A 5,032-nucleotide genomic window follows, 5' to 3' on the forward strand; every position below is an offset into this window, starting at 1 on the left:
TGTTGTTGCCAAAAAATATTTGACTAATATAATGAAATATATTATTATTTATAAAAAGTATTTACAAAAGCATGATGGTAGGGTGGTAGAAAGGATAGGGTTACTTGTATGTTATTGAAGGTTAGAAAATCCAATGCTTTAAAGGGAGCTAGAGTAAGAATTCCCGGCTCTAAATCCCACACTATACGGGCATTATTCATTGCAAGCCTTGCTGATGGGAAATCTGATATATTAAAGCCCCTGGTTTCAGAAGATGCACTATCGGCAGTAAGAGCATGCAAATCTTTTGGTGCCCAGATTGACGTGAATGAAGATAATTTTATAGTACAAGGGTTCAAGAGTAGTCCTCAAACACCTGAAGATATTGTAAATGTAGGAAACTCAGGTACAACATTAAGGTTGGGGTTATCCGTGGCTGCCTTGGCAGAAGGGTATACTGTTTTTACAGGCGACGGGCAGATAAGAAAGAGACCTGTGGGTCCGTTGGTTGAAGCAATAAATAACCTTGGCGCTACCGCCTTTACAACAAGAAATAACGGGATGGCACCTGTTGTAATAAAAGGCAGGATGAAAGGTGGAAAAACTGAGATTGACGCATATACATCCCAGTTTCTTTCTTCTTTATTAATTAGTTGCCCTTTATTGGAAAAGGATACAGAAATAAATATTACCAGGCTGAATGAGGTCCCATATATTGAGATGACATTGTGGTGGCTGGATAAACAGGGGATAAAGTATGAGAATAATGGCTTCAAAAGGATATATATATATGGCGGTCAAGAGTATAAAGGGTTTAAGATATCTATACCAGGAGACTTTTCTTCCGCCACATTTTTTATGGTCTTGGCCGCAATATCCGGTGATGAAATTGTGCTTGAGAATCTTGATATGACAGACCCACAGGGTGACAAGCTGGTGCTTTCAATTCTGGAAAATATGGGGGCAAAAGTTACATATGATGGTAATTTGATAATTATTAAAGGGGATAAACTAAAGGGAATGGAAATAGACATGAATTCTATACCTGATGCACTTCCTGCAATGGCAGTTGCGGGCTGTTTTGCCCATGGTGAAACAAGGCTTGTTAATGTGCCACAGGCAAGGTTGAAAGAAACGGATAGAATTAGTGTTATGTGCCGAGAACTTAAGAAAATGGGGGCTGACATATCGGAGCTTCCTGACGGATTAGTCATAAGAAAGAGTAGATTAAAGGGTTGTGAAGTTGACGGACATTATGACCACAGAGTTGTTATGGCCCTTGCGGTAGCCGGACTTAATGCTGAAGGTACTACTATTATAAGTACTGCCGAAGCAATGAATGTTACCTTCCCGGAGTTTGCGAATTTGGCTAGAGAATGCGGTTATAATATACACTTTCCATTGACAAAGCGGCAAAGTAGTATGTTTCAAATGAACAATCAAAAGGAGCAGGATTTAATATGATGGGAAATACCTTTGGACGCTTGTTCAGAATAACTACATGCGGGGAGTCATATGGGGGAGGGTTCCGTAAGGATTTGGATATACCCGAAGAATTGTATGGAGGGCTTATAACAATTGTTGACGGAGTACCGCCGGGAATAACCATAACTCCTGAATTAATACAGAATGAGCTTGATAAAAGGAAACCAGGGCAGTCAGCGTTAAACACTCCCAGAAAAGAAAAGGATAAAGTATATATATTTGCGGGTGTTATGGAAAATTACCTTACAACAGGGGCACCCGTAGGAATTGTTATACCTAATACCGACATTGAAGATGTGCACATTGAGCAACACAGGGCAAATAAAAATTTTATCCGCCCCGGGCAGGCCACTTATACTTATTATAAGAAGTATGGACAATTTGCGGATTGGGCCGGTGCAGGCCGTGCATCAGGGCGTGAAACTGCGGCAAGGGTAGCTGGTGGGGCTGTAGCAAAGGCTGTGCTGGATACAATGGGAATTGATGTAATAGCTTTTGTTACTGAATCCCACGGTATAAAAGCCGGACATGTCACATATGAAATGGCAAAAGCTAATTACCGGAAGAATGAGCTGAATTGTCCTGACTTGGAAAAAGCGCAGGAAATGATAGAGGACCTTCTTAAAGTAAAAGCGGAAGGTGATTCTTGCGGAGGAATTGTTGAAGTAATAGCAAAAGGCATACCGGCAGGTTTGGGAGAACCGGTATTTGATAAATTGAGCGCAACAATTGCCTATGGTATCATGTCAATAGGAGGAGTGAAAGGTATAGAATTTGGTGCGGGGTTTAAGCATGCTGCCATGAAGGGATCTGAGGCTAATGATACACCTTGGTATGATAAAGAAACAGGAAGAATCAGGTTTAAGACAAATAAGGCGGGAGGATTGCTTGGAGGAATATCCAATGGAGAAGAAATTAGAATCAGAGTAGCTGTAAAACCTACTCCTACAATAATGATAGAACAGGAAACTGTAGATGTTGACAGGCATGAGAATGTTATACACCGGTTTACATCACGCAGTGATCCATCCCTGTGTCCCAGGATATATCCTGTTTGTGAGGCCATGGTAAGAATTGCAATACTGGATGCAATTTATATGGCCAAAGCATACAGGGCTGTAGCAGGTAACATTGACTCCAAGTGGGATGTTTTATAACCTTACCAGGGAGAGGTGGTAATTATAAAAAAAAATAAAAAAACCGATAATATAAATAGTGAGAAAAATAAAAGCAACATAGTGTTAATCGGTATGCCGGGTTCAGGTAAAAGTACTATAGGGGCTCGCCTGGCAGATGTACTGGGTATGAGTTTTGTTGATACCGATTCTGTAATACGTCAGGCTGAAAAAAAGGATTTAAAGGATATTGTAAATGAAATGGGACTTAATAGTTTTCTTAAGATACAAGAGGATAATATTTTAAAGCTTAAAGTAAAGGATAGTGTGATTGCTACAGGCGGCAGTGTTATATACAGCAATAATTTAATGACTTATTTAAGGAAGGATGGCGTTGTAATTTACTTAAAAGTGGATATCAGTGAACTCATGGAAAGAATAGGGCCTGACAGAAGGTTTGCAAGAAATAGAGAACAGAGTTTTGTTGACTTGTATAATGAAAGGTTGCCTTTGTATGATAAATATTCAGATATTACAATTGATTGTTCAAATAAGGATATCAGCAAGGTTATTGATGAGATAGTACACAGACTGGGTTTAAAACATTAAGAAACTATTTAATAGTAAAGGATTGCCGGTTAAAATGGAATCTGCGATTTCGCTTTTTATTATTGGAAATAATAAATTTATGGTAGAGATGTTACTTGAAGCATTAGGGAATTATAATGATATAAATATTGTAGGGGTTGCAGAAAATAGTTTGGAAGCAGTTGAATTAATTAAAGAACTAAAACCCCATATAATTTTATTAGATGTTTTTGAACCGGATATAAAGGAACTTAGGATATTAAAAAAAGCCAATGAACTTAAACAAGGTCCCAGACCGTTAATTATAATCCTTTCAGAGCAAGGAAATAGCAGCAAGGTTAAAAAGACAATTGCGTTGGGTGTTAAAGAATACCTTGTTAAACCAATTGATAGCGGTATACTGATATCAAGAATAAGACAGGTTTATAATGAGCACTATTCTAAAAAATGGCCTAAACCCTTATATAGTCCTGATATTGCCCAACAGATTAGTATTGTAACAGCTGAACTATTATATGGTTTTGGTATATTATCTCATTTACATGGTTATAAGTATATCAAGGAAGCCATATTTTACATGGTTAATAATCCGAAAGATTGCAAACCCTTTAGAAAGGTTTTATATCCGTTAATTGCAGAGGAGTTTGGCACTACACCCCAAAAAGTTGAAACAGCTATTAGAAATGCCATTGAAAATGCATGGAAAAAAAACATTAATTTAGATTTAGATAATATTGCAATTAACGATAACAGTATATTGAAGATATTTAATAAAAAACCCACAAACTCTCAATTTATTTCTGCTTTGGCTAATCGTGTACGTTCCATGTTAAACACTTATTAAAAGAAGCAAAAGGCTCTGTATAAACCAGAGCCACAAAAATAAAAGTATGTATAAAGTACATTTAATTATTAATAATTATTTAACTTTTTCTTTCAAGCCTTTGCCAGCCTTGAATACTGGTGCTTTGGATGCTGGTATTAGAATTTCTTCCTTAGTTTGAGGATTTCTGCCTTTCCTTTCTGCCCTTTCTCTTACTTCGAAAGTACCAAAACCTACCAGCACAACTTTTTCACCCTGTTGAAGCGACTCTTCTACAGTTTCAATAAATGCATTCAAAGCAGCTTCACTGTTCTTTTTACTTAAGCCTGTTTTCAGGGCTATGGAATTGATTAGTTCAGTTTTGTTCATATTCATAACCTCCTATATTTGGAATTCGACACTATTTTATAATGAAAGCTGCATTAAGTCAAGGTTTTCGTTGAAAAAAAGAGTATTACAAATTTTTTTCATCAATTATGGTGATCATAATACCTTAATATCGAAAAATTATAAAAAGTGTCGAATGATTTATGCGCTAAAATTAAGGTATAACCCTTATATCAACATCCTCTCCCACTACATTTCTCAATTTTTTATAAAAAACGTTTTCTGATTGATGCTGCGGAGACTCGCCCAATACAATACAGCCAATATTTTTTTCTTGTGCAAAATCCGCAATGCATTTAATTACATTGTCGGATTTCAAAACAGATAAATTAGCTCCTACAGATTTGGAGATTTCGAAAAGGTATTGAAGCGCTTCTCCTTCCCTTGGATTATCCAAAAAATTCAAACCATCTTTTGCAACGTGAATTACATAAAGGTCTCCTTTAACTTTAAATTCATTCCTTAAAGCTGCAGCTTTAATTATAAGCCTTTCGCAGGTTTTCTGTTGGGTTACACAAACCAATATGTTTTTTTGCGGGTTCAAAGAAATCCCCCTTTCAACCGGTACACAACTTATCCAAATTATATTATACCAAAATAAAACAGGGAAATGTTGCAGAATATATTTCATTTGTGTTTCATTTTCATTTGTGTT

The 5,032-nt window shown here is 36.7% G+C and carries 6 protein-coding genes; 4 read left to right on the forward strand and 2 right to left on the reverse strand.

All coding sequences use genetic code 11. The features are described 5' to 3' along the window. Positions 1–108 precede the first annotated feature (108 nt). From aroA to HPY74_19770, 4 genes are all read left to right on the forward strand, one after another. Positions 109–1,443, forward strand: coding sequence for a 3-phosphoshikimate 1-carboxyvinyltransferase (aroA, locus tag HPY74_19755; protein NSW92844.1), 1,335 nt, complete (start codon positions 109–111; stop codon positions 1,441–1,443). Further along, positions 1,440–2,621: a chorismate synthase gene (aroC, locus tag HPY74_19760; GenBank protein ID NSW92845.1), complete on the forward strand. Its 1,182-nt coding sequence runs from the start codon at positions 1,440–1,442 to the stop codon at positions 2,619–2,621. The genes aroA and aroC overlap by 4 nt, the downstream gene beginning before the upstream one ends. A gap of 93 nt (positions 2,622–2,714) precedes the next feature. Further along, entirely contained in the window at positions 2,715–3,188 is a 474-nt protein-coding gene (locus HPY74_19765; GenBank protein NSW92846.1) for a shikimate kinase, read from the forward strand. A gap of 34 nt (positions 3,189–3,222) precedes the next feature. Then, complete coding sequence (locus HPY74_19770; protein NSW92847.1) at positions 3,223–4,011, forward strand: response regulator; 789 nt, start codon at positions 3,223–3,225, stop codon at positions 4,009–4,011. Positions 4,012–4,086: 75 nt separating this feature from the next. Here the strand turns inward: HPY74_19770 and HPY74_19775 are convergent, their stop codons facing one another. Both HPY74_19775 and HPY74_19780 read right to left on the reverse strand, forming a co-directional pair. Continuing rightward, positions 4,087–4,359 (reverse strand): HU family DNA-binding protein, encoded by a 273-nt coding sequence (locus tag HPY74_19775; GenBank protein ID NSW92848.1) that lies wholly within the window; start codon positions 4,357–4,359, stop codon positions 4,087–4,089. A gap of 172 nt (positions 4,360–4,531) precedes the next feature. Continuing rightward, positions 4,532–4,921 carry a universal stress protein UspA gene (locus HPY74_19780; protein NSW92849.1) on the reverse strand — a complete coding sequence of 130 codons (390 nt, stop codon included), beginning with the start codon at positions 4,919–4,921 and terminating at the stop codon, positions 4,532–4,534. Positions 4,922–5,032: the final 111 nt, after the last annotated feature.

It is taken from the genome of Bacillota bacterium, assembly GCA_013314855.1.
Lineage (GTDB): Bacteria > Bacillota > Clostridia > Acetivibrionales > DUMC01 > Ch48.